Raw genomic sequence first — 19,686 nt, 5'->3', positions numbered from 1 at the left:
GGTGAGAACCTTGTTTTCTTCCGCGCTGGGTAGCCATCCGAGCCGCCCGTCTCTCACTTTTCGTGGATTTGCACCCTTAAAAACGGTTTTTAAGGGTGCAAATCCACGAAAAGTGAGGGTCGCCGAGGTGTGATAAGTCTTTTAGGGTGGTGGGTGGTTTTAGGTTGTGGGGTATTACGCGAAATATTAGAAGTAGATTTATTTTAAGTCGCGATGAGAATGCGTGAATAAATAAGCAAACCCAGTTGCGATAAATAAAATCAAACCGACCAAAATTAACACTCCAGGGGCTTCTGCAGGCACCTCTAGTGCGAATGATCGCATGGCCATTGCTAGCATCCATCCGCCAGCGATGAGAGCCAAAGAGAGCACCGAAACCGTCTTGAGTAGTGTGGATATTTTATTCATTGGGGAAATCTTCTACTGTGCATTTATGGGCGAGATGAAATTTAAAATCGACGAGGATCCTAATTAATATTAGGTATTTTGTTTTGTTTTATTCGGTTGCATAGCCTGGTGTGCCATCATTATGGCTGACCGTGTTGCACGAAGCACATCAAGAACTATCTGTTAAATTATCAAAGGTTTACCTCTGATGTTGTTCATTATGTGATGCAGGGGGTATTCTCACACCCCCAACGCCTTGTCGATACACCCCACCCCCACCCTTTCGCGCACAGAACATCGGGTGTAGAACTGAAAAGGTAAGCCAAACTGCCTTTTAAGGGGGATGAAGCAATGAATCAGAACCAACTTCCCGAGACCATGAAGGCCGCGTTCGTGCGAGAGCTGGGGCCGGCGTCCAACATCGAGATCGGCGACCTGCCGTTGCCGCAACCGGGCCCCGACGAGACGCTCGTGAAAGTCCTCGCCACGACCGCGAACCCCGTAGACACCTTTGTGCGCTCCGGTGCCTTCGAGACCGAGACGCCCTTCCCCTTCGTGATCGCCCGCGACCTCGTGGGCGAGGAGGTCGGCACTGGCCGCCTGGTGTGGTCGAACAGCATGGGCCACCACGGACGCCAGGGGGCGGCGTCCGAGTACGTGGCGGTTCCCAACGACCGCCTCTACCCGTTGCCCGAGGGTGTGGATCCGCTGCGTTTCATCGCCGCGGTGCACCCCGCCGCCACCGCTTACCTCGCCCTGTTTGAGCACGGCGGTCTGCAGCTGCACGCTGACGGCGATGCTCGCGGGGATCAGCGCGTGCTGATCGAGGGCGGCGGTGGCAACGTGGGGTCGATGTTGGTGGCGCTGGCCAGTATGGCGACCCCGCACGTGGTGGCCACTGCCTCGGCGCAGGACCTGGACCGGGTGCGTGAGCTCGGTGCCGAGACCGCTCTGGACTATCACTCCGAGAACCTAGGCGAAGAGCTCGCGCGAACCGCTCCTTCCGGGTTCGACGTGCAGGTAGATACGTCGTCCCGCAACGACCTCGAATCGGCCGTGGAAAGGATCGCCCTCGGCGGGCGGATTGTGGTGATGTCGGGCATGGGTGCGACCCCGGTGTTACCCGTGGGCAAGCTGTACACCCGTGATGGGTCGATCAACGGCTTCGTGATCAGCAACGCCACCGTGGACCAGCTGGCCCGGGCGGCCGAGAAGGTCAACGAACTGGCGGGCCGCGGCGAACTGCCCGAACTCAAGATGACGACGCGCCCGCTCGAGCAGATCGCGGACGTCCACCAAGACCTTGAAGAGGGCGCGTTACGCGGCCAGCGGGTCGTGCTGACTTTCTAAGTTTTTCTCGCCGAGATGAAAGGATTGCGATGACTCAGAATGTTTCACGTGAAACCCCAGACGGTTTCTTAGACGAATACTTCACGCGAATTAACCTCAAAACCAACCAAGAAGAGTTGAAGAAGCGAGTGGTTGAGGGCGAAGGGATGCAGGTTCTTACCGAACTCCTTCTCGCTCATGAGGCGGCGATCCCGTTCGAGAACATCGACCCGCTACTCTACGCCGCAGACCGGGTGAACGATCCCGCCGAATTTGATCCGGTTAAGATCGACCCTCGATCGGTCTTCGAGAAGCTTGTGCGCAACAAGCGGGGCGGGTTCTGTCACGAGCACGCTCTGCTGACTCGCATGGTGTTAGAAGAGCTCGGGTTCCACACCCGACAGGTGCTCGCGCGCGTGCTGATTCACGGCAAACCAGGTGTTGGTCCGCTCTCGCACCAGGCAAGCATCGTGCGCGTTGACGACCGGGAGGTTCTGGTCGACAACGGGTTCGGCGCGGGCACACCGCCGGTTCCGCTTGCGCTGGATCGGCTCGGCGAAACCCATCACACCGCCCAGGGCGAGTTCCGGTTGATGGCCGCCGCGGACGTCCTCGATGAATCCCGCCTCGCTGATCACGAGATCGTGGTTCAGCGTCGTTCTCGTGGGGAGTTCGACTCGATGTACGGTTTCTCGTTGCGCGAGGTGTTCGACATCGATCTGCAGATGTCTAATTGGTGGGCCGCCACTCGACCTGGCGGGCCGTTCACTTCTCAGCTGGCGGTGGTGCACGCGTTGCCCGAGGGCGGACGCGTTTCGCTGACCAATACCACGCTGGCCCGTCAGGCCGGTGGTGAGCGCGAGGAAACGCAGTTGACCTCTGCCGAGGACTTGGGGCGGATTCTGCGGGACGAGTTCGGCATCGCGGTGGATGCCGGCCGCCTGGAGGTGCTGTGGCAGAAGGCTGAGGGTTTCGCGGCTGCGGCGAAGTAGTTGCCCCTTCGCCGAAAGGCCGCTTCCCTGCCGAAAGGCCGTCCTATACGCGGCCCCTCGCCGAAAGGCCGCCCCGAGCCTTCCCCCGACACACCCCATCGTGTAATCTAGAACACACCTGTCAACAAGAATCCGAAAGGTGGGTGAGCACCATGGCCACCGCACAGATAGCGCCAACCCCTCGCGTCCTGAACGCGCAGCCCACCCACCGCATTCGTTAGCCCCTCGCGCACGCTGACCCGCGGGGCCGGTTCGTCCGGCGTCCGCTTTCGGTGGGAAATCCTCTCTACTTCAAGGACTTTTCACCATGACTGACAATGTCAACAACCCCTTTACCATCCGCGCCATCGACCTCGCCTCCGACAACGATATGCGCATGCTCAACGCCCTCGACGAGGCCTGCGACCGCGAACTCTTCGGCGGCGTGCAACCCATGACCGTGCACGAACGCCGCGCGGCGCTCGAACCCTCAGCCTTCGCCGACAAACACCGCTGGGTAGCCGAAGTCCGCGACCATAAGGGTCGCCCCGCGCTGGCGGGCATCGCCATGGTCAGCATGCCCACGCAGGAGCACCTCGACACCGCCACCGTCGGCCTGGGGGTGCACCCCGACTGGCGCGGGCACGGCATCGGAACCGCACTTGCCGCGCGTGTGCAGGAATGCCTCACCGAGAACCGACGCACCAAGGTGACCGTCTACGGCGCGGTGCCGTCCGGGGCAGACCCGCGCGACGCCTCCCTGCCCTGGAACAAATTCGCCCGCCGGCTCGGAGTGGCGGCGAGGAACACCGCCACCATGAAAACCCTCGCGCTACCCGTGCTGCCCACGCTTCTGGATGAGCTGGCGGCGTCCGTGCCAGAGGCGGGTTACCGGTTAGAGACCTGGATCAACGACGTTCCCGAGGAACACCTTGCGGAGTTCGGCGTTGTGCTGCGGCAACTCGAGCTGGACGAACCCGTCGGCGGCGCCGAGAAGCACGTGCAGGATATGCCGGTGGAGCGCGTGCGGGAGATCCTGCAGCGCGGCCGAGACATGGGGTTCACCTCGATCCACACCGTGGCCTTCGCGCCCGACGACACCATGGCCGCGCAGTCGGAAATCGCCTTCAAGACCACGCCGGGCACCACCATGGGGTACCAAGAAAACACCCTGGTGATGCCGGTTCACCGCGGACACAGGCTCGGCACGCTGGTGAAGGTCACCAACCACCGGCGTCTGGCGGAGATGGCGCCCCACCTCAAGGTGCTGGTCACCGGCAACTCGGACGTCAACGTTCACATGAACGCCATCAACGAGAAGCTGGGGTACCGGCCGGCCTTCACCGAGGTGATGTACCAGAGTTAGGACGCCGGGGGCGAGTTTGCGACCGCCGACGTCCCTGATCTCTTGGAACGGGGTGAGCTTGCAACCGCGAAAGTCTCTGGATGACCGTACTTTTCTGGTCACCGAGAGACTTTCGCGGTCGCAACCACTGAGAGGCCGCCTCCCTGGGGGCGCTCCGCCGAGAGGCCGCCTCCCTGTCGAAAGGCCGTCCTACACGCGGCCTCTCGGCGCACTAAACTCTCGCCAAAAACACGGCCTTTCGCCGAAACCCCCTGTGGCGGCGGTCTCTACAACCCGCTAGAGTGTAAGTAGACTTATCAATCCGTGCGGAGACACCGCACGGCAATCGAAGGAGAAAAATGGCAGACGCAGCACAAGACGGCATCACCCAAGATCAAATCGTCGAGATTATGCGCGGTGAGCGCTTCGTGATGATGGGGTCCGTTTCTGAGTCCGGCAAGATTCAGACTCACCCCATGACCCCCCAGCAGGTCGACGAAGACGCCGACGTCTGGTTCTTCATCACCCTCGACGGCGACCAGGCTCAGCAGTTGCGCCAGACCCCCGAGGTCAACCTGGCCTTTGCCGAGACCGGCTCCTGGCTCTCGGTCTCCGGCACCGTCGAGTTCGTGGACGACCGCGCCATGATCGAGGAACTCTGGAACGACTCCGCCAAGGCCTACTTCCCGCAGGGTAAGGACGACCCGAACCTGGGTCTGCTCCACTTCAAGAGCGAGTCGGCTCAGTTCTGGGGCATCCCCGGTGGCAAGGCAAACGCCCTGGCTCAGATCGTCAAGAACAAGGTCACCGGCAAGCGCGCTTCGGGCCACTCGGATACCGTCGAGCTCTAAACCCTTAATGTCACATGTCTGACGAAAAAGACCTCAACCCCTGGGAGGCGAACGACCCCGCTCGTACGATGCGGTCGCGTCCGGCTCCCGGGGGTATGTCTTTAAAGAACAAAAAGTTACTTGTGGTAGCCCTCGTGCTCGTGGCTGTAAACATGGTTTTTATTTCCATGGTTCGCTCCACTCATCCAGAAATCGGCCTTACGTGGACAAGCCCACTCCTCGCAACTCTTTTCCTCATTTTTGTGTTCTTTCCGCAGGCTAACAGTGCGTCGTATGCCCTCAATACTCCCCCGGAGGAATACCAGGAAGTCTATGAACATGTTCGCGAGTTTCACGCGGTGGTTTCATGTGGGGTGAGCTTATGTATGTTGACAATGTTATTGATGGTGCAATTGGGGATGGTGCAGGACGAGTCCCCGAGCTTTACCTGGACCTATGTTGCGCCGTTCATCGTGTGCACCATCATTTACTCGGTTAAGAGGCGTAGGGCATTTCAAAAACGAACAGAGTAGGTTACCGGCCTCGCGGTGGAAATGCGGCCTTTCGGCGATGAGTGAGCCTTCCGGCGGAGGCGGCCTCCCAGTTCATCGTCGAGAACATGGTCGATCTCGCCGCAGAACCTCCTCATTCCCATGCATGTGAGCCACTCATCTGCCGGGCACCACTGAAATTCCTTTTATAATATTTAAAGGCGGAATAACTACTAAATATTTCTTAGATCACCAGTGGCGCTGTAACCCGCACGCACATAATTCTGGTGCATAGTCCCTGTACCCCTCGAAAAGGATTGTCCTCGTCTATTATGTTCCGGTCTCAAAATAATAAGCTCCGCACCCTCTGGCTGGTCCTCTCAGTCATCCTCGCTGCTGTAGCTCTTCTGGGCGCAATGCAGTGGGTTCCTGTCAGTGATAACAGTACTGGCCTCCTGTGGGCCATCTTCGCCCTCATGGCCGTGCAGTCTTACTTCCTCTATAAGGAAGGCAAACAGTCCTAACAGACAACAAAAATCCCGCACTTCCTTTCTCTGATCATCCTCTTCCCCAGCAAAGCGAGGGAATAGATTGATGATGATGGGTTGAGGATGTGCGGGATTTTCCATAGGCGGCCCTTTGAAGGAAACTCCCTGAGGGGGTTTCCAGAAGGTTTCAGGCTTTCACCGAATTACTGAGCGGAGCCAGCCTGCTCGAAACGGGACTACCCACCCTGGTGCCTCACGAAGCATACCGCCCTAAAATAAGAGTCCTATGACTTCTCGCAACGCCGCACCCGAAACCCCCCAACCCGCCAACCACCCCTCCCTGAACCGCCGCATCCTGGCGCTGGCCCTGCCGGCGTTCGGGGCATTGGTGGCCGAGCCGCTGTTCGTGCTCGGCGACACCGCGATCGTCGGGCACCTGGGCACGGGGCCGCTGGCCGGGCTGACGCTGGGTTCCACCGTTATCCAGACCGTGGTGGGTCTGATGATCTTTCTTTCCTACTCGACCACGCCGGCGGTGGCGCGGGCCTTCGGCGCCGGGCGTCTTCGCGAGGCCTACACTGCGGGCCGCGACGGCATGGCCGCCGCCCTGCTCATCGGCGTGACCCTGGCCGTCGTCGGTTGGTTCGCCTGCGACCCGATCCTGCGGGCCATGGGCGCGAACGGGCAGACGCTGACCTTCGCCGCCGACTACCTGCGTCCGTCCCTGTTCGGCCTGCCGGGCATGTTGCTGGTGCTGGCCGCCGTGGGCGTGTTGCGCGGTTTGCAGGATACCGTCACCCCGCTGTACGTGGCTGGCATCGGCGCCGCCGCGAACCTGGGGTTGAGCTGGTTGCTGGTCTACCCGGTGGGCCTGGGCGTGGCCGGTTCGGCGATCGCCACCGCCGCGATCCAGTGGGTTATGGGCCTGGTGATGGGCGCGATGGTGTTGCGCGGAATACGCCGCCACGAGGTGGCCCTCCGCCCCGATCGCCGCGGACTAGGCCGCGTGTTCAGCCTCGGGTCGTGGCTGATGTTGCGCACCCTGGCCATGCGCGTGGCGCTGTTGGCCACCGTCTTCGTGGTGACCGCCCAGGGCACCGAGAACCTGGCCGCCTACCAGCTGACCATGACGTTCTTCAGCTTTCTCGCCTTCGCCCTCGACTCCCTCGCCATCGCCGCCCAGGCCCTGCTCGGCGAGCAGCTGGGGGCCTCCGACCTGAACACCGAGGCCGGACGCGCCGCCGTGGTCGACCTGAAAAACCGGCTCGTGCGCTGGTCGGTGGGCTTCGGCGTGATTACCGGCCTGCTCTGCCCGCTCGTTGGCTTCTTCGGCGCCTGGATCTTCACGCCCGACCCCGCCGTGCAGCACCTGTTCGCGCTGGCGCTCCTGGTAGTCGCGGTGGGGCAGCCGGTTGCCGCGTACGTCTTCATTCTCGACGGCGTGCTCATCGGTGCCCAGGATGCCCGTTACCTCGCGCTCGCCGCCGTCGCCGCCCTGTTCGCCTACGCCCCGCTACTCGTGGCGGTGCACCTTCTCGGCCGTGGGCAGGACGCCGGTTGGCAGCCTTTCGTGTGGCTGTGGGCCGCGTACGCCCTGGGATACATGGGCGCCCGCGCGGTCACGCTGGGGTGGCGTGCCCGCACGGGCGTCTGGATTCGTTAGGTGCAGGTCCCTGCGGGCCTGCGGTAGGGGTGCTGTTCGTTAGCGGCGGCGGACTCCCTCGTAGGCGCTCCAGGTCAGCTCGACACCGCTGCTGAAGCGCAGGTGCACGCGGCCGTCCGCCTGCAGGGCCTCGTCGGTCACGGGGAAGCCCATGGTGTTGACGTAACCGTGGTCGCGCCAGTAAGCGTAGAGCGCACCGTTAGATACCACTACATGGGTGCCGGTAGCCGCCGACCAGTAGATGCCGTATTCCTTACCCGAGCGGGTGCGGAAGTACTGCACTACGCCATTGCCGGTAGCGATCTCATCGGTGACCGGAAAGCCCAGAGTGTTGGCGTGGCCCATGTTCACCCACTTCTGGAAGATCGCGCCGTTGCCCTTCATGGCGTGTGCCCCGGTGTTAGGCGACCAGTAGATGCGGGTGGGGCCGTTGGGGCCTTCAAAAACCTGGCGCATGCCGTAGGCGAAGGGGGTCTCTTCCTCCACCGGGTAACCGTAACCCCGCTCGTAACCGGCAGACTGGTACTTGCCGCCGATCGCACCGTTGAACATCACCGAGTGGGCGCCGGTATTCGCCGACCAGTAGATGGTGTAATTCTTGGCGAAGCGCTGGTACACGCCGCCGTTGACCGAGGGGTCTCGTTGTTCAGCGGGTAACCGTACTTGGCGGTGCCGCCGGTGTTGGCGTGTAGGGTGCCCACCGCGCCCTTGAGAGTGTTTCCGCGTAGCGCGGCGCCGAAGGAGTCACGCATGGGGCCGGCGAGCACAGACTGGTACTCATCGCGGAAGTGCACACTGTCTCCCAGGTAGCCAGCGGCGTTGTAGTCGCTGACCCACCACTTGTAAGACATGAAGGTGACGCCCTTCTGGGCCGCCAGGGTGCGGTAGCGGTCGCCCAGCACGCCGCGGTTGCGCAGGTTCGGATTGTTCCCGTTAGCAACGAGGTCGGTGATGATGATCTGCGACCCGGGGTAAGCCTGGCGAAGCTTGTCGATCACCTGGCTGGCGGCGTTGACTGTCTCGTCATAGGGCTTACCGGTCCAGAGATCATTACCCGATCCGTGTACATAGATTGCTCGGGGGTTGCCCACGGGCAGGTCCCACTTGTTGCCGATCACGCCGGAGGTGTAAGAAGAGCACGTGCTGCGTTCAGCGAGATAACCCACACCGCCGCACCTGAACAAGACGCTGTTCAAGCCGTTGGCCTTAATTCCCCGGAAAACCCAGGACCCACCGGTGGCGGTTCCTGTTGTTTCCCAGACCTGCGAGTCACCGATGACCACAACGTCCTTATTGGTCAGGGCGCGGCTGGCACTACGGACCAGCTGCGAGCGTCCGTCGTAAACGAAGGAGCCGCGGTTGAAGGTGGTCTGCACGCCGGACGCGGTGCGGGTGCTATAGAGCGGCTGACCCCAGTTGAGGTTCTGGCCGTCAATCATCTGGGTGTGGAACTTGCCGGCCACCCACCACTGTCGGTAAACCTCATTGCTCATGGGCACCGCGCCACGGCCGGGGGAGTAGACCTCGGTGCCGTACTGGTAGAACTTCACCCAGTAACCGTTGCCCAGGCCGATGATGCCAGTGGTGGGGGTGCCGAAGCCCCAGTCGCGGGCGGAGGCGTCCAGAGCCTGCTCGATCGGCCCGGCAGCGGCAACGGTGGCGAGCTTCTCGGGGGCAGGAACGGACGACGGGTCGGTCTTGGGCGCGATGTACTCTTCGGGCTGGGACTCCGTGTAACCGGAGACGCCATCGGGAACGGGTGCGCCGTAAGCGGTGGTGGACTGCTGCGATTCCGCAACGGGTGCCTCGGTGGGCGGTGGGGTGGTGCCCGGGGCCGCGCCAGCGGGTGCGGTCAGGACGCCGGCGAGGCAGATGAGCGACGCCGCCAGGGCAGTGCCGCGATGGGAAAGCGGACGGTACATGTCGTTAATCCTTGGGGGTAAGGAGGAGGGGGAACGACAAGAAGTGTACTGCGCCGTTTTAGGTTAACTGGGTAACCGAAAAACGTGTGGGGTGATATTTCACCAATATTAATTTAGAAGCGTTTTTCCATGATTTGGTAGGTCTTTTCGTCGTTCTCTCCCACGACGGCGAAGCCCTTGTGCTCATAGACTTTCAGGGCTTTTTCGTTGGCATAGGCCACCGCCAGTGAGATGCCCGGGGCGCCGATCTTTTGTGCGAGCTTGGTGGCGCCGTCCAACAGGAGGCTGGCGAGCCCGGTACCGCGGAAACGGGGTTCAACCGCGATGGCCAGCTCGGGCATGGATTCGTCCACGAAACCCACGCCGCGTTCGGCGCTAGAGCCCCATAGCAGCCAGACTCCGCCGGCGGGCACGAGATCGGCCCAGGCGATGAGGCCACCCTCGTTCGGGTCCCAGTGGCGTACGTAAAAGTCGAAATCTTCGGCGAAGGAATCGGAGAGCTGGCCGTCTTCGGCGCCGAAGACGTCGGTGAGAAAGTTCAGGCGTGCGATGTAGGTGCGATCCTGCTCGGTGGTGGGGAGAAGTTCAAAATTGGGCTGAGCGGTCATAGGTTAATCATAGGTGGATCGCCTTACTTATTGCCGCACTTTTCGCCGTGGACTGGCGGGGTGTTGCCCGGGCCTGGCCGCGGTCACAAACCACCACTGAGAGGGGGCCTCAGTATTCTTCATAAATCTTTAATGTCGGGTTGTTACAGTTAAAAGGTCAGAAATTGAAATTAAATCCGCAAAGGAAAATCACATGGCATCGATCACCCGTAACTCTATGAGCGTTCTGGCGGCAACCCTGCTTGCATTCGGAGCGGTAGGCTGTGGCGCAAACGGAGAATCCGAGCAGGAGAACGCTCCCGTTCAGAATCAGCAATCTGAGGAAGACAATAACCGCGACAACAACGAAAACTCAGATGCCAATGATCAAGAAGATGGGGATCAGAACGATTCTCAAGAAACTGACTCTCAAGATGATCAGAATGAGTCGGATTCCAATGACGACAACGATAAAGATTCAGACGATAACGGCTCTAATTCCCAAGATAACGATAACGACGATAAGAACTAATTCTTAGTTCCGTCTCTTTTCCGCACCGCTCGGGTGGTTGCGATCGCCGACGTCCCTCAGCGACCAGCAAAGTACGGTCGCGAGGGGACTTTCGCGGTCGTAAACCGCCGCATCCCAACCCACCCAGGGACGTCCGCGGTCGCGAGGACCCGTCCGTGGTCACACACATCACGCCGAGACACCACTGGTCTCCGCAATCGGCGGCGTTGTATGCTTGTATTCCATGGTGAATACAATCGGCTTCGACCGTGAAAAATACATAGAACTCCAATCCCAACACATCCAGGCACGCCGCGCCGAACTCGGCGGCAAGCTCTACCTGGAGATGGGCGGCAAGCTCTTCGACGACATGCATGCCTCCCGCGTATTGCCCGGTTTTACCCCCGACAACAAGATCGCGATGCTCGAGAAGATCCGCGATGAAGTCGAAATTCTAATCTGCATCAACGCTAAAGACCTCGAACGTCACAAGATTCGAGCCGATCTGGGCATCAGTTACGAAGACGACGTGCTTCGTCTGGTCGACGTCTTCCGCGAACGCGGCTTTCTCGTCGAACACGTGGTGCTCACCCAAATGGAAGACGACAACCGCCTGGCCGTCGCCTTCAAGGAACGCCTCGAGCGCCTGGGTCTAAAGGTCTCTCGCCACCGCGTGATCGAGGGCTATCCCACCAACATGGACCTCATCGTCTCCGAAGAGGGCCTGGGCAAGAACGAATACGCCGAGACCACCCGCGACCTCGTGGTCGTCACCGCGCCGGGCCCCGGTTCCGGCAAGCTGGCCACCGCGCTCAGCCAGGTCTACCACGAACACCAGCGCGGCGTGCAGGCCGGTTACGCGAAGTTCGAGACCTTCCCCATCTGGAACCTTCCCCTGGAACACCCCGTGAACCTCGCCTACGAGGCGGCAACGGTTGACCTCAACGACGCCAACGTCATCGACCACTTTCACCTCTCGGCTTACGGCGAGTCCACCGTCAACTACAACCGCGACGTCGAGGCCTTCCCGCTGCTGAAGACCCTCCTCGAGCGCCTGACCGGCACCACCCCGTACCAGTCGCCGACCGACATGGGCGTGAACATGGCAGGCAACTGCATTACCGACGACGCCGCCTGCCGGCACGCGTCCGAGCAAGAGATCATCCGCCGCTATTTCAAGGCGCTCGTGGACGAAGCCCGCGACGGTCTCGACTCCGTGCAGTCCGACCGCGCCGCCGTGGTCATGGCCAAGGCAAACGTGCGCGCCGAAGACCGCGTGGTGGTCGGCCCCGCCCGCCTGCGCGAGGAACAGACCGGTCTGCCCGCCGCCGCGATCGAACTGCCCGACGGCAAGATCGTGACCGGCAAGACCAGCGACCTCGTGGGTTGCTCGGCGGCCATGCTGCTGAACGCGCTGAAGTATCTGGCCAAGCTGGACGACGCCGACCACCTGCTCTCGGATCAGGCCATCGAGCCGATCCAGCGCCTGAAGGTCACCCACCTGGGCTCGGAGAACCCGCGCCTGCACACCGACGAGGTGCTCATCGCGCTCTCGGTCTCGGCCTCCACCGACGAGAAGGCGCGCCGCGCCCTGGAGCAGCTGCAGAATCTGCGGGGTTGCGACGTCCACACGACCACCATCTTGGGCTCGGTCGACGAGGGCATTTTCCGCAATCTGGGTGTGCTGGTGACCTCCGATCCGAAGTTCCAGCGCAAGTCGCTCTACCAGAAGCGCTAGTCGCGTACCTCCACGAGGTAGCGATAGATCGTGGGCTCGGAGACGTCGAGGTGCTTGGCGGCGGCTGAAATGCCGCCCTTGAGCAAGAAGAACCCGGCGTCTTCGAGATCCCGCACCACTTCAACACGCTCGCACCGTTGCATCCGCTCCGGCGGAATGCCGCGGTGCGAGATTGCTTTTTCGAGCATGGAGTCGAGCAGGTTCTGCACATTTGCACGCAGGCTCTCGACGACCTCTTCGTTTTCGTCTTCCGTCTCGAGCTCGGGGTTGGGTGCCACGGGGGCGGACGCCGGGGGAGTCGGCACGGTCGCATTGGTCGCCGCGGTGGCACCCTTCAGGAGCGAGGTCACGTTGTCGGGCAGCGCGTCGGGCGCGGGGATGGCCGCGGCGGGGGCTGCCACCGCAGGAGCCGTGGCACCAGCGCCGGTGGGCGCGGGCGTCCCCGTAGCGGCGGACGCCGGGCCGGGGTAACCACCGAAGGCCTGGGTTTTCTCGGGGCCGGTCACATCGGTGGCGCTCATGAGCTTGGTGGCGAGGTTCTTGATCTGAATCAGGTCGCTGACGTCTACGTTAATGCAGAGCATTCCACGCATCACGTTATTCTCGTCGCGCAGGAAGTAGCTAGAAGATCGGCACACGCGGCCTTCGGCGTTGACGGCGCGGTAACCGGTCATCATCGGCACATGGTTGGCATCGCCCTGTTTCATAAACCAGAGCGCGAAGTCGGTCACGGGGCCGCCGATCTTGCGGCCGCTGATGTGTGCGTTGGCGATGGCCACGATCGACTGGTCGGGTACGTCCAGGTCGTGGAGCACGATCTCGACGTTCGGCCCCATAGACTGCCCGAGGAACTCCACCAGCGGGATGTACTGGTCGAGGAAAGGTGAGTGGCGGGGAGCGAGATCTTCCATGGTTTTCTCTTTTCAGGTGGGCAAAGCTGAAATGTGTGGGTGGGAGAGAGTTTCCCTAAATTTAATGCACGAAGGGGGCCCAAGCCACGTCGAACACGGCGAGCCCCCTTCTATGACGTCAATTTAGACGATTTTTAGCCACATACGGGAGGAACCGGCAGCACCGCGGTGGCCAGGCCACCCAGCGAGGTCTCACGGTACTTGGAGTTCATGTCCTTACCGGTCTGGTACATGGTCTCGATGACCTTGTCCAGCGAGACCAGCGGGGCCGACTCGCGTTGCATGGCCATGCTCGAGGCGTTGATGGCGTCCACAGCGGCCACGCCGTTGCGCTCGATGCAGGGGACCTGAACCAGGCCGCCCACGGGGTCGCAGGTCAGGCCGAGCTTGTGCTCCATGGCGATCTCGGCGGCCACGAAGATCTGCTCGGGGGTGCCGCCCTCAAGTTGGCAGAGACCGGCGGCGGCCATCGAACATGCCACACCGACCTCACCCTGGCAACCGACCTCAGCGCCGGAGATCGAGGCGTTCATCTTGTACAGGCCGGCAACCAGATTGCTTGCCATGATGTAGTCGGCGAAGATCTTCTCGTCGACCGGCTTGACGAACTTGTCGTAGTAGTGGATCACACCGGGAACGATGCCGCAGGCACCGTTGGTGGGAGCGGTGACCACGCGACCGATGGAGGCGTTCTCTTCAGACACCGACATCGCGAAGAGGTTGACCCAGCTCATGAGGGTCAGCGCGTTGTTGGTGTGGTCTGCCTCGAGGCGACGACGCAACAGGCCGGCGCGACGCGGCAGAAGCAGGTTACCGGGCAACGGGCCTTCGCGACGCGAACCGCGCTCGTAACCGTCCTTCATGACCTTCCAAACCTTGCGCAGGTGCTCCTTGATTTCGTCTTCGGAGTGCAGCGCCAGTTCGTTGGCCCAGGCGAGTTCGGGCAGGGTCAGGTTGTTGTCGTTGCAGAGCTTCAGCAGCTCTTCTGCGCTGGAGAACTCGTAGGGAACCTGAACCGAGCTCTCGCCACGCTTGGCAAAATTCTCCTGGTCGACGATGAAGCCGCCGCCGATGGAGTAGTAGGTCTTGTGGAGCAGTTCTTCGTCGCCGTTGAAGGCCACGATACACATGCCGTTTTCGTGCATGGGCAGGTACTCGTCGTAGAAGAACATGCCGCCGTCGCGGGGGAAGTCGACCTCGTGGGTGCCGTTGAGGTTGAGCTTCTCGGTGTTCTTGATGTCCGCGATGAACTTGTCGATGCCGTCGGTGTCGACGGTTTCGGGAACCTCACCGGCCAGGCCCAGCAGGGCTGCCTTATCGGTGGAGTGGCCGACGCCGGTCAGGGAGAGCGAGCCGTAGAGCTTGACCTCAACGCGAGTGGTCTGCTCGAGCTTACCTTCCTCGATCAGCTGATCCACGAATGCCTTACCGGCCTTCATGGGGCCCAGGGTGTGGGAGCTGGAAGGTCCGATACCGATCTTGAACATGTCGAAGATGCTGATGTACATGGTGTTTCTCCTGTGGAGGTTTTCATTGGGTGCTAGCCCCGTGGTTCGGCGCTAGCACCCAATGAGAGTGGTTTGCTTTAGAGAGCGTGAATGATGGAGTAGATGATGGTTGCCAGAGCGACCAGACCCATCGCGAAGATGAAGTAGTTCGAGGGCTTGCCCTTGAAGCGCTTCAGAGCGGGAACGGTGTGGATTGCCCACATCGGCATCAGGAAGAGCAGGATTGCGATGGTCGGGCCACAGAGGGTCTCGATCATGCCCAGCACGGAGGGGTTAGCCCAAGCAACCAACCAAGCGGTCAGGAGCATGAAGACCAGGGTGATGGTCGAGAGCTTCTTGGTGTGGGTCATGTGACGCTTGCCGCCTGCGTTGGCGGTGTTGATGATCAGACCTTCGAAGCCTTCAGCAGCACCGAGGTAGTGGCCGAGGAAGGACTTAGCAACTGCAACCATAGCGATGATGGGGGCTGCCCACGAGATCACGGGGTTGTCGAAGTGGTTGGCGAGGTAGGACAGGATGGTGATGTTCTGTTCCTTAGCTTCTGCCATGTTCTGCGGGGTGAGCGAGAGTGCGCAGGAGAAGACGAAGAACATCACGACGATGACCATGAGAGCCTCAGCGCGGCGCAGGATCTGGCCGGTCTTGAAGTCTGCGTGCTTGCCGTAAGCCTCGCGGCGGTCAACGGCGAAGGAGGAGATCATCGGGGAGTGGTTGAAGGAGAAAACCATCACGGGAACGAGCAGCATGAGGGTGACGGCCAGACCGTTGCCCGAAGCTTCCTTAACCAGGCCAAGGTCGAAGGTCTGGAAGAGAGCGCCGTTCCACTTGGGGATCAGGTAGAGGCCCAGCAGCACGAGCACTGCAATGAAGGGGTACACCAGGTAAGACATCACGCGAACAACGGTCTTACGGCCGAGGCTCACGATGAAGATCAGGCCACCGACGAGGATCAGCGAGAGGAGCCAGCGCGGGGGCTGACCTACACCCAGCTGGTGCTCCATGAAGGAGCCCACGGTGTTGGTGATGGTGACCGAGTAGACCAGGAGGATCGGGTAGATCGAGAGGAAGTACAGGATGGTCAGGATGGTGCCTGCACCGTGGCCGAAGTGCTCTTCAACGGTCTCGGTGAGGTCTGCGCCTTCACGGCTGCCGGAGAGCACGAAGCGGGTCAGGCCGCGGTGTGCCCAGTAGGTCATGGGGAAGGCGATGATTGCCATGATGAGCAGCGGGATGATGCCGCCGATGCCTGCGTTAATGGGCAAGAAGAGGACGCCGGCGCCGATTGCGGTGCCGAAGAGGCTCAGCATCCACATGGTGTCGGTCTTGTTCCACTTGGGAGCGTTTTCCGAGGAGTTCAGTGCGGTGTGGTCTGCGCCCTCGTGGGTGTCGAGGTGACGGGCGCTGTCTGAGGTGACGGAGCCCGAGTTGGGCTGTGCGACGTGTGACATGGTCTTTCTCCGAGTTCATGCGAACTAGGAGCCGAAGAATTGGGAACATGCGTTGGTTGCTTCTGCGAAATTTTCTCTCACTGACCCTCTTCTCTGAGAATCAGGCTGAGAATTTTTCGTTCAGCGACTCGCCTTGTCGGTGCGGTTGTTGTGAGGCAACTTCCCGTTTTCTAGGGCTCAATCAATGTTTGATGTCACTCAGACTACTCTTAAAAAAATTTTTTATCAACGTGAGAAAATCTTCTCATATAGGGTCATTTCCGACTTATCTACGGATGGCGCAGATGTGTGGTTTAGGCGGCTGAAGTCGCGTTGGTGAAACGGTGATTTTGGGGTGGCTGGGCCGCGGTGCGGCGTCTATCCCGGCGGACGTTTCGCCTAACCCGGCGTCCCTTTGCGACCGCGAACGTCCCTTCCTGACCGCCGGCGTCCGGCCCTGTTGGCGTTTGCGACCGCCAACGTCCCTTCGCGACCGTACCTTTCTGGTCGCTGAGGGAAATTCGCGGTCGCAAAATGTGTGAGCTGCACCCAAAACCTTTAAGCTGCAGGTATAGACCCGCAAACCCATGCATCCCGAACACCCCGCGCACCCGGAGACCTCACCGTGAGCACCCAGAGCACCACCCTCGCCGCCGACACCCACTTCGGCTTCCTCGACAAAACCCACGCCTCCGACCGCGTCTTCAACCCGGCCCTGGTCTACAACCAGGCCGAGCACACCATGCTCCAGGCTCTCCTCGGCGAGTTGCGTCGCGCCGAGAGCTTCGTGTTCTCGGTCGCCTTCATCACCGACTCGGCCCTGGCGATCCTCAAGCAACACCTGCAGAATTTCACCGGCCGCGGCGTCATCTACACCTCCACCTACCTCGACTTCAACGAGCCGGCGGTCTTCGAGGAACTTCTGACCTTCCCCCACATCGAGGTTCGGGTGCTCGACGACACCATCGACGCCTTCCACAGCAAGGGTTACATCTTCAGACACGCAGGGTCGTCCTTCACCCCGCCGACCACCACCGCGATCGTGGGCAGCTCCAACCTCACCCGCTCGGCACTACTCGCCAACGAGGAGTGGAACCTGAAGTTCTCGGCGTTGGCCGAGGGAGATATCGTCGAGCAGCTCGACTCCGCCATCACCCGCCTGTACGACCGTTCTCAGCGGCTCACGCGGGAGTGGATCGCGGCGTACGAGTCCCGCCGGAAGGTGATGGTGCCCCCGTCCGCTCTTGAAGAAGAGGGGCAGCGCACCGTACCGGTCGGCGCGATCCGCCCCAATGACATGCAGGTCGAGGCTCTGGCCGAGATCAAGAAGGTGCAGGACGCCGGTGAGCGGCGAGCGCTCGTCATCTCGGCGACGGGCACCGGCAAGACCATCCTGGCGGCGCTGGCGGTGCGGCAGATGCGGCCGCGGCGGGTGTTGTTCGTGGTGCACCGCGAACAGATTCTCAACAAGGCGATCGAGGAGTTTCAGAAGGTACTCGAAGAACCCCGGGCGGCCTTCGGCAAGTTCGTGGGCCAGACCCGGCAACAGGATCGCCGCTTTGTGTTTGCTACGATCCAGACCCTCGCCAACCCGGCCAACCTCGAGCAGATACCCCGCGACCACTTCGACCTGGTGATCATCGACGAGGTGCATCGCGCCGGTGCCGAGAGCTATCGGCGGGTGGTGGATTACCTGAAACCGGAGTTCTTGTTGGGGTTGACTGCCACCCCCGAGCGTTCCGACACGGTGAACGTCTACGAGATTTTCGATCACAACGTGCCCTATGAGATCCGCCTGCATCGGGCGCTCGAAGAGAAGATGTTGGTGCCGTTCAGCTATTTCGGGGTCACCGAATACGTCGATGAGGCCGGCAATACCGTCGATGAGACCTCCCAGCTTTCTGCCCTGGTGGTTGAGGAACGGGTGGACTACATCGTGCAGATGCTCGAAAAGTACGGCCACCCGCGCGATGTACACGGCCTGGTGTTCTGCAGCCGCAACGACGAGGCCCGCGAGCTGGCCGAGGAGCTCAACCTACGCACGGTCAATGGCCGCCGACTCAGGACGCTGGCCCTGGCCGGTTCCCACACCCAGGCTGAACGCGAGGAGGCGGTGCAATGTCTTGAGGTCGGCGAGCTGGATTACCTGGTGACCGTGGATATCTTTAACGAGGGCATCGACATCCCCTGTGTAAACCAGGTGGTGATGCTGCGCAATACGCAGTCCTCGATCATCTTCACCCAGCAGCTGGGCCGTGGCTTGCGCAAGATGGTGGGGAAGACCCACCTGCGGGTGATCGATTTTATTGGTAATTACAAAAATAATTTCCTGATTCCGATCGCGCTCTTCGGCGACTACTCGATGAGCAAAGACTCGATCCGCAAGCAGATGATGCGCGCCCAGCAGTCGGGCGTGATCGCAGGGGTGTCCAGTGTCAGCTTCGACGAGATTTCTCAGCAGCGGGTCCTGGAGTCGCTGGCGGCGGCCAAGATGGATACCCTCGCCCCGCTCAAAGCGGCTTTCCGCGAGCTGGAGTTCCGACTGGGCACAACGCCCATGCGCTACGACTTCGCCCGCTTCGACACCGCCACGCCGACGGCCTTCGTCACGGCCGGCGGTGCGCGTCCTACCTACTGGCACTTCCTGAAGCAGATTAAGGCCACCGACCAGGAGCTCACCCCTGCCGAGCAGGGGCATCTGACGCTCTTCGACCGGGAATTCCTCAACGGCAAAAGGCCCCACGAGTTATTGCTCCTGCGCGAGCTGCTCCGCCATGAACGGATCTCGGTGCAGCGATACCGCGCGGTGTTAGAGGACTACGGGGCAACGCACGACGATGCCGTGATCCGCTCGGTGGAGGCCCTGGTCTCGTTAAGCTTCTTCCCCAACAAGACCCGCTACGCTGACCTCCCGGTGGCCACACGTGCCGGCGATGAGTTCGTGGTCGCCCCCGAATTCTTCGCTAGCTACCGCGCCAACCCGTACTTCGCTCGCCACATCGACGACGTGATCGAGACCGGCCTCTACCTCAACCGACACCACTACACGCGTACGGGCGAGCTGGCCATCGAACAGCGCTATAGCCGCAAGGACGTCTGCCGCCTGCTGAACTGGCGCTCGAACCAGGAGTCGACGATCTACGGGTACAAGGCAGACCCGGCGACCGGCACCTGCCCGATCTTCATCACCTACCACAAGGACGATGAGATCGACGACGCGATCAAATACCAGGATCACCTCGACGACGAAAAGACCCTGAGCTGGTTCACCCGCCACGGCAAGACCCTCAACACCAAACTGGAACGCGAGATCATCTCCGGGGTCTACCGCCTCGATATTTTTGTGAAGAAAGACGATGCCGAGGGCACCGACTTCATCTACCTCGGACGCGCCACCCCGCGCGACGCCCGCAACGCCACCATCGAGGCCGGTGGCACCATCAAACCGATCGTGAACATGAAGCTGGACTTTGTCACCCCGGTGCGCCCGGTGATGTACGACTACCTCACCAAGACCCTGGAGAGCATCGAGGCCTAAAACAAAAGAGAACGGCGCCACCGGTCACACTCGACCGGTG

The 19,686-nt window shown here is 61.2% G+C and carries 16 protein-coding genes; 9 read left to right on the top strand and 7 right to left on the bottom strand.

Features of this window, described 5'->3' with window-relative positions; all coding sequences use genetic code 11:
* Positions 1-198: 198 nt before the first annotated feature.
* Positions 199-408, bottom strand: a complete 210-nt coding sequence (locus VVR12_RS06760; RefSeq protein WP_368550401.1) for a hypothetical protein — start codon at positions 406-408, stop codon at positions 199-201.
* Positions 409-738: 330 nt separating this feature from the next.
* Here VVR12_RS06760 and VVR12_RS06755 point away from each other — a divergent pair, with 330 nt between their 5' ends.
* The 6 genes from VVR12_RS06755 to VVR12_RS06730 all read left to right on the top strand — a co-directional run bounded on the left by VVR12_RS06755 (position 739) and on the right by VVR12_RS06730 (position 7,504).
* Positions 739-1,737 carry an NADPH:quinone reductase gene (locus tag VVR12_RS06755; protein WP_368550400.1) on the top strand — a complete coding sequence of 333 codons (999 nt, stop codon included), beginning with the start codon at positions 739-741 and terminating at the stop codon, positions 1,735-1,737.
* A 29-nt stretch (positions 1,738-1,766) separates the two neighbouring features.
* The gene (locus tag VVR12_RS06750; protein WP_368550399.1) at positions 1,767-2,708 is read left to right on the top strand and encodes an arylamine N-acetyltransferase; all 942 of its coding nucleotides are present in this window, start codon (positions 1,767-1,769) and stop codon (positions 2,706-2,708) included.
* Positions 2,709-3,015: 307 nt separating this feature from the next.
* On the top strand, positions 3,016-4,053 hold the full coding sequence (locus tag VVR12_RS06745) for a GNAT family N-acetyltransferase (RefSeq protein WP_368550398.1): 1,038 nt from the start codon (positions 3,016-3,018) through the stop codon (positions 4,051-4,053).
* Between the two features lie 338 nt (positions 4,054-4,391).
* Positions 4,392-4,883, top strand: coding sequence for a pyridoxamine 5'-phosphate oxidase family protein (locus VVR12_RS06740; protein ID WP_368550397.1), 492 nt, complete (start codon positions 4,392-4,394; stop codon positions 4,881-4,883).
* Between the two features lie 802 nt (positions 4,884-5,685).
* Positions 5,686-5,877 carry a hypothetical protein gene (locus tag VVR12_RS06735; protein WP_368550396.1) on the top strand — a complete coding sequence of 64 codons (192 nt, stop codon included), beginning with the start codon at positions 5,686-5,688 and terminating at the stop codon, positions 5,875-5,877.
* A gap of 250 nt (positions 5,878-6,127) precedes the next feature.
* A complete protein-coding gene (locus VVR12_RS06730) occupies positions 6,128-7,504 on the top strand; it encodes an MATE family efflux transporter (protein ID WP_368550395.1) in 1,377 nt (458 codons plus the stop codon).
* Between the two features lie 39 nt (positions 7,505-7,543).
* On the opposite strand, the gene VVR12_RS06725 is transcribed toward VVR12_RS06730, so the two are convergent.
* From VVR12_RS06725 to VVR12_RS06715, 3 genes are all read right to left on the bottom strand, one after another.
* Positions 7,544-8,122, bottom strand: coding sequence for an LGFP repeat-containing protein (locus VVR12_RS06725; protein WP_368550394.1), 579 nt, complete (start codon positions 8,120-8,122; stop codon positions 7,544-7,546).
* The gene (locus VVR12_RS06720) at positions 8,056-9,426 is read right to left on the bottom strand and encodes an SGNH/GDSL hydrolase family protein (RefSeq protein WP_368550393.1); all 1,371 of its coding nucleotides are present in this window, start codon (positions 9,424-9,426) and stop codon (positions 8,056-8,058) included. Before VVR12_RS06720 ends, VVR12_RS06725 begins: the two co-directional genes overlap by 67 nt.
* Before the next feature lie 113 nt (positions 9,427-9,539).
* Complete coding sequence (locus tag VVR12_RS06715) at positions 9,540-10,034, bottom strand: GNAT family N-acetyltransferase (protein ID WP_368550392.1); 495 nt, start codon at positions 10,032-10,034, stop codon at positions 9,540-9,542.
* A gap of 193 nt (positions 10,035-10,227) precedes the next feature.
* On the opposite strand from VVR12_RS06715, the gene VVR12_RS06710 reads away from it, so the two are divergent.
* Positions 10,228-10,545, top strand: a complete 318-nt coding sequence (locus tag VVR12_RS06710; RefSeq protein ID WP_368550391.1) for a hypothetical protein — start codon at positions 10,228-10,230, stop codon at positions 10,543-10,545.
* Between the two features lie 223 nt (positions 10,546-10,768).
* Complete coding sequence (locus tag VVR12_RS06705) at positions 10,769-12,262, top strand: DUF1846 domain-containing protein (protein WP_368550390.1); 1,494 nt, start codon at positions 10,769-10,771, stop codon at positions 12,260-12,262.
* Here VVR12_RS06705 and VVR12_RS06700 read toward each other — a convergent pair.
* From VVR12_RS06700 to VVR12_RS06690, 3 genes are all read right to left on the bottom strand, one after another.
* Positions 12,259-13,173 carry a transcriptional regulator gene (locus VVR12_RS06700; protein WP_368550389.1) on the bottom strand — a complete coding sequence of 305 codons (915 nt, stop codon included), beginning with the start codon at positions 13,171-13,173 and terminating at the stop codon, positions 12,259-12,261. The genes VVR12_RS06705 and VVR12_RS06700 overlap by 4 nt on opposite strands.
* Positions 13,174-13,307: 134 nt before the next feature.
* On the bottom strand, positions 13,308-14,681 hold the full coding sequence (locus VVR12_RS06695) for an L-serine ammonia-lyase (RefSeq protein ID WP_368550388.1): 1,374 nt from the start codon (positions 14,679-14,681) through the stop codon (positions 13,308-13,310).
* 77 nt (positions 14,682-14,758) lie between these two features.
* On the bottom strand, positions 14,759-16,129 hold the full coding sequence (locus VVR12_RS06690; protein ID WP_368550386.1) for a serine/threonine transporter: 1,371 nt from the start codon (positions 16,127-16,129) through the stop codon (positions 14,759-14,761).
* Positions 16,130-16,733: 604 nt separating this feature from the next.
* Between VVR12_RS06690 and VVR12_RS06685 the strand changes: the two genes are divergently transcribed.
* Positions 16,734-19,646 (top strand): DEAD/DEAH box helicase, encoded by a 2,913-nt coding sequence (locus tag VVR12_RS06685; RefSeq protein ID WP_368550385.1) that lies wholly within the window; start codon positions 16,734-16,736, stop codon positions 19,644-19,646.
* The last annotated feature ends 40 nt before the right edge of the window (positions 19,647-19,686 follow it).

Source organism: Rothia sp. LK2588, from assembly GCF_040946465.1.
In the GTDB taxonomy this organism is placed as follows: Bacteria; Actinomycetota; Actinomycetes; order Actinomycetales; family Micrococcaceae; genus Rothia.
The sequence above is the reverse complement of the archived record's forward strand: the minus strand, read 5'-3'. Positions and strand labels throughout refer to the sequence as shown.

Excerpts from the sequence above, each read along its gene's own strand:
- VVR12_RS06745 (WP_368550398.1), top strand. The coding sequence starts at position 3,016 with ATGACTGACAATGTCAACAACCCCTTTACCATCCGCGCCATCGACCTC.
- VVR12_RS06715 (WP_368550392.1), bottom strand. The coding sequence starts at position 10,034 with ATGACCGCTCAGCCCAATTTTGAACTTCTCCCCACCACCGAGCAGGAT.
- VVR12_RS06730 (WP_368550395.1), top strand. The coding sequence starts at position 6,128 with ATGACTTCTCGCAACGCCGCACCCGAAACCCCCCAACCCGCCAACCAC.
- VVR12_RS06695 (WP_368550388.1), bottom strand. The coding sequence starts at position 14,681 with ATGTACATCAGCATCTTCGACATGTTCAAGATCGGTATCGGACCTTCC.
- VVR12_RS06735 (WP_368550396.1), top strand. The coding sequence starts at position 5,686 with ATGTTCCGGTCTCAAAATAATAAGCTCCGCACCCTCTGGCTGGTCCTC.
- VVR12_RS06755 (WP_368550400.1), top strand. The coding sequence starts at position 739 with ATGAATCAGAACCAACTTCCCGAGACCATGAAGGCCGCGTTCGTGCGA.
- VVR12_RS06700 (WP_368550389.1), bottom strand. The coding sequence starts at position 13,173 with ATGGAAGATCTCGCTCCCCGCCACTCACCTTTCCTCGACCAGTACATC.
- VVR12_RS06705 (WP_368550390.1), top strand. The coding sequence starts at position 10,769 with ATGGTGAATACAATCGGCTTCGACCGTGAAAAATACATAGAACTCCAA.
- VVR12_RS06710 (WP_368550391.1), top strand. The coding sequence starts at position 10,228 with ATGGCATCGATCACCCGTAACTCTATGAGCGTTCTGGCGGCAACCCTG.
- VVR12_RS06690 (WP_368550386.1), bottom strand. The coding sequence starts at position 16,129 with ATGTCACACGTCGCACAGCCCAACTCGGGCTCCGTCACCTCAGACAGC.
- VVR12_RS06760 (WP_368550401.1), bottom strand. The coding sequence starts at position 408 with ATGAATAAAATATCCACACTACTCAAGACGGTTTCGGTGCTCTCTTTG.
- VVR12_RS06740 (WP_368550397.1), top strand. The coding sequence starts at position 4,392 with ATGGCAGACGCAGCACAAGACGGCATCACCCAAGATCAAATCGTCGAG.
- VVR12_RS06720 (WP_368550393.1), bottom strand. The coding sequence starts at position 9,426 with ATGTACCGTCCGCTTTCCCATCGCGGCACTGCCCTGGCGGCGTCGCTC.
- VVR12_RS06750 (WP_368550399.1), top strand. The coding sequence starts at position 1,767 with ATGACTCAGAATGTTTCACGTGAAACCCCAGACGGTTTCTTAGACGAA.